This window comes from Amycolatopsis sp., from assembly GCF_036008905.1.
In the GTDB taxonomy this organism is placed as follows: domain Bacteria; phylum Actinomycetota; class Actinomycetes; order Mycobacteriales; family Pseudonocardiaceae; genus Amycolatopsis.
The window spans coordinates 1-3,945 of record NZ_DASYMU010000182.1 but is presented as its reverse complement, the minus strand read 5'-3'; the positions used below and the strand labels follow the sequence as shown (position 1 = coordinate 3,945).

The window sequence follows — 3,945 nt, the reverse complement described above, 5'->3', positions numbered from 1 at the left end:
GGAGCGAAAATATCCATCCGGACCGCCTGAAACCCGCCCACAAATGACCCCTACCCAGAGTCGAACCGAAGCCAACAAACCCAACAGACGCCCCGCAACCGAAGCGACCACCCCCGATCAACCCGGTCGAAAAGGCACCTGACTGCGACTCCAGACCCGCTACCGCGACGACAACCGCCAACTCGTAGCCCAACCACCCAAAGACGAACAAAAAAACCGCCCCCAGGGATCAACTCCCCAGGGGCGGCAGAAAAGAATCAAGCAGGCGTCAACCGGAACGACTGCCCACCGGTCCCGTTACAAGTGAACTGCGAAAGCTGGACGCTGTCGGCAGCCGAAGCACCAGGCACGTTCAAGCACTTGCCACTGTTGCGGTTCACGAAGTGGTAGTAACCGCCGCCTTCGTCGACGGGCTGCCACTGCTGGTTGTTGCCACCGCTGTAGGACCACAGCTGCAGCCCGGCGTTGTCCGCGGCCGACACGTTCGTGACGTCGATCGCCTGCGCCGGGTTGAGCCGCACGTTCGCCCGGACGTACCCGCCGCTGGTCGGCTGGAACTGGAATTGCTGGGCGAGCGAGCTGTTGCAGGTGTACTGCTGGATGGCCGTGCCGTTGGCCGAGGCCGCGGCCCGGGCGTCCACGCACTTGGCGTTGCCCTTGTTCACCACGCCGTACCAGGCCGTCGGCGAGATCGGGCCCGGGTCGACCGGCGGCGTGGAGGTGCCGCCGCCGAGCCACACCAGCGAGTCGATGAGGAACTTGTTCTGCGTCGCGCTGGCGAACGTCGACGAGGTCCTCGTGTTCGTCTCGTAGTTCATCGCGTTGTGGCCGAAGTTGGCGTAGATCATCTTGTAGTTCTTGTTCGTCCACATGATCGGGTAGTAGCCACTGCGCCACTGCTGGTTCGGGTCGGAGCCGAGCGGGAAGCTCGACGGGTCGACCGAAGCCAGGATCTTGATGTTGGCGTTGTTACGCAGGTCGTTGTTCCACGCGTACCACTCGCTGACCGCGGAGGTGAACTTGTCCGGCAGGTTCACCGTCGACGGGTGCGTCCGGTCCTCCACCTTGAGCACGGCCGTGGTCGGCCCCCAGGTGTTCGACTTGAACGCCCCGGTACCGAGGAACGTGTTGTGGTACCACGACCAGGTGTTCGGATCGGTGTTGAACGCCGATACGTGGAAACCGAACCACGCGCCGCCGTTCTGCATGTAGGTCTGGAACGCGGCCTTCTGCGACGCCGTCTGCGGCAGGTCGTCCAGGAACAGCACGACCTGGAACTGCGCCAGATAGGACGCGTTCAGGTTGTTCCAGTTGTTCGTCGAGGTGTAGGTGAAGTTGTTCTGCGCCGCGGCCGTCGGGAACCACTGGTTGGCTTCCTTGACGAAGTCGATGTGCGCCGCGTCGAAGGTGCCGCTGTAGAACGCGACCACCTTGAACGGTGCCGCGGCCTGCGATTCGGCCTTGCCTTGGGCGGGGACGGAGGACAGACAGAGGCAGGCGACGCAAAATGCGAGCACCTGCATGACTTTGCGGAGGAAACGGGGTCTTGGGGACATAGGAGAAACGCCTTCCCGATCAGTTGAACGAGCCGTGCCAGCGGTATCGGAGGCCGTAGCCGAAGGGGAACAGCGGAGTCTGCCCGTCGCCGACGTTGATCGGCTGCTGGCTCGCGTCGCGTGCCCACGTCATGGGGAGCTTGCCGGTGGGGTTGTAGTCGCCGAAGAGCACATCGGCGACGCCCTGTCCTTCGGTGCCGGGAAGCCAGGACGCGAGCAGCGCGTCCCACTTCGGCAGTTCGGGCGTGATGTCCATGGGGCGTCCCGAAACCATGACGACCACCGTCGGGACACCGCTCGCTTCGAGCTTCGCCAGCGTCGCGAGGTCCGCCGCGTCGAGCGGCACACCCTGCGGCCGGTCGCCCTTGCCCTCGGCGTACGGCGTCTCGCCGACCACCGCGACGGCGACGTCGTAGCCACCGTCGATCCCGGTGCCGTCCTTGCTGTAGGTCACCTGCGAAGACGGCTTCATCGTCTGCTTGATCCCTTGCAGGATCGTGGTTCCCGGGGTGACCGGGCCGCTCGTGCCCTGCCAGCCGACCGTCCAGCCACCGCTCTGGTTGCCGATGTCGTCGGCGTTCTTGCCGGCCACGAAGATCTTGCTGCGCGACTTGTCGAGCGGCAGCAACTTGTCGTCGTTCTTCAGCAGGACCTGCGACTCGCGCACGGCCTCACGGGCGAGCGCGCGGTGCTTGTCACTGCCGATGGTCGACAGGTACCGGCGATCGGTGAGCGCGCCTTTGAATGGACCCTGCTCGAACAGGCCGAGCTCGAACTTCTTGGTCAGGATCCGTCGGTTGGCGTCGTCGATCCGGGACTGCTTGACGTGCCCGTTGAGCACCTCACCGCGCAGGACCTCGATGAACTTCTTGTACTCGAAGGGAACCATCACCATGTCCATGCCCGCGTTGATGGACGCGGACACCTCTTCGGCGGTGAACCCGATCTGGTTGTCGATCTTGTCGATGCCGTTGTAGTCCGAGATGACGATGCCCTTGAAGCCCAGTTCGCCCTTGAGCACGTCGTTGATCAGGTACGAGTTGGCGTGCATCTTGACGCCGTTCCAGCTGCTGTAGGAGACCATCACCGAGCCGACACCCTCGCGCAGCGCGGCTTTGAACGGCGGCAGGTGGATCTGGCGCAGCTCGGCCTCGCTGATCGTGGTCTCGCCCTGGTCCTTGCCGCCGGTCGTGCCGCCGTCGCCGATGAAGTGCTTGGCGGTGGCCAGCACCGAACCCGGGCTGGACAGCGACGGGCCCTGCATACCGGTGACGATCGTGGCCATCGACGCCGCGATATCCGGGGATTCACCGAAGGATTCGTACGTCCGGCCCCAGCGGTCGTCGCGCGCCACACAGAGACAGGGCGCGAAGTTCCAGTCGATCCCGGTACCGGAGACCTCTTCGGCGGTGGCCTTGCCGATGCGCTGCGCGAGCTCGGGGTCGCGCGTGGCGCCGAGGCCGATGTTGTGCGGGAAGATCGTCGCGCCGTAGAGACCGTTGTGGCCGTGGACCGCGTCGACGCCGTAGATGAGCGGAATCCCCAGCGGGGAAGCCATCGCCGCGCGCTGGAAACCGTCGTACATGTCGGCCCACGCGACCGGGGTGTTCGGCGTCGGCTGCGAACTTCCGCCCGACAGCAGCGAACCGACGCGGTAGGTGGCGAGGTCGGCGGGATCGGTGATGCCGAGCCGCTCCGGCTGCATCATCTGGCCGAGTTTGTCGTCCAGCGACATCCGGGACAGCAGGTCGTCGACCCGGACCTTCACCGGCCGCCAGGCGTCCTTGTACGCGGGCTTGTTGCCGGCGAGTGCCGGTGAGTGGGAACTGACAACCAAAAGACTGGTCAGCAGGCCGAGCATGACCTTGCGGCGGACTCGCATCCGGTGGCCTTCCTGGGCGCGAAACAAACTTTACACCATAAATTAACTCACAAGCCGACTTTGGTCCAGACCTCTTTCGGCCTGGTCCGGACCAGGCCGCGGTGTTCACATACCGGAACTAATCCTTAGGCGGGGCAACGGATTTCGGCCTCCCGGTGAGCGGTTCACCTGGATCAATTCAGTAGATGACTTTCGAAGATCATCAACATCGTCGTCGGCAGATCTGTCCACTGTGGACTCAATTCGCGCTCCGCGGGTCACGTGGCGGGTCTCCGGGCCGGGCACGCAGAGTGACGATGACACTACGCGCGGAGGGAGGCGAGGCGGAGCGCCGGTGCGTGTTGGAGAGCCCCGCGCGGGGTGGGCGGGGATACTGGAGGAGGTTCACCGTCGCACCGCCCGCCCCGCAGGTCAGAGTCCGTCGCGCGGAGTTGTCAGGGGCGACCGATAGTCTTCGGTACGGTGGGTCGCCGGTTCGACGCCACCGAGCATGCCTGAGGCAAGCAT

2 protein-coding genes are annotated in these 3,945 nt (G+C 64.8%); both read right to left on the bottom strand.

The window, feature by feature from the left end:
• Nucleotides 1-257: 257 nt before the first annotated feature.
• A complete protein-coding gene (locus tag VGP60_RS30290; protein ID WP_414640427.1) occupies nt 258-1,517 on the bottom strand; it encodes a ThuA domain-containing protein in 1,260 nt (419 codons plus the stop codon).
• A 58-nt stretch (nt 1,518-1,575) separates the two neighbouring features.
• A complete protein-coding gene (locus VGP60_RS30285) occupies nt 1,576-3,417 on the bottom strand; it encodes a glycoside hydrolase family 3 protein (RefSeq protein WP_414640428.1) in 1,842 nt (613 codons plus the stop codon).
• Between the last annotated feature and the right edge of the window lie 528 nt (nt 3,418-3,945).

Bases quoted from the DNA above. Each gene is read 5' to 3' on its own strand.
- VGP60_RS30285 (WP_414640428.1), bottom strand. From the start codon at position 3,417: ATGCTCGGCCTGCTGACCAGTCTTTTGGTTGTCAGTTCCCACTCACCG.